This is a genomic window from Arthrobacter sp. Y3223164, from assembly GCF_059091005.1.
On record NZ_JBNHGF010000788.1, the window covers coordinates 1 to 577 of the forward strand.

Here is a 577-nt window from a genome sequence, read left to right on the forward strand (position 1 = left end):
CCCGGTGCCGAGGCGGGAGACCGCGGCCGCGGCCATCGCCCCGGTCGCCGGCACCTACGTGCACCGCCGCCCGGTCGAGCAGGCCAACATCGTCATGGGCTGCCCGTCCATCAACGCCACCGACGAGCGCCGCTTCGTCATGAGCGTGCTCAATGCCGTGCTGGGCGGCGGCATGTCCTCCCGGCTCTTCCAGGAGATCCGGGAGAAACGGGGCCTGGCCTACGCCACCTATTCGTTCTCCGGCGCCTACGCCGATGCGGGCTACTTCGGCATGTATGCCGGTTGTTCGCCGGCCAAGACCGGCCAGGTCATCGACCTGCTCGGGGCCGAACTCGACCGGCTGGCGGCCGACGGCATCTCCGCCGACGAGCTGCGCCGCGCCGTCGGCCAGCTTTCCGGCGGCATCGTGATGGCCCTGGAAGACAGCGGCTCCCGGATGTCGCGGCTGGGCCGGGCCGAGCTGGTGTCGGGGGAGTTCTTGGACATCGACGAGTCGCTTGCCCGGATCGAGGCCTGGTGGAGCCGCTTGCTGCGTACCGCCAGGTTTGCGTAGCGGAAGTCCGGGTCCTGCTTGCCC

1 protein-coding gene is annotated in these 577 nt (G+C 70.5%); it reads left to right on the forward strand.

Features of this window, described 5'->3' with window-relative positions; all coding sequences use genetic code 11:
- Positions 1-553: M16 family metallopeptidase (locus AC5RUJ_RS18020; protein ID WP_494156488.1), on the forward strand; the 553-nt coding region annotated here is incomplete at its 5' end.
- Positions 554-577 lie beyond the last annotated feature (24 nt).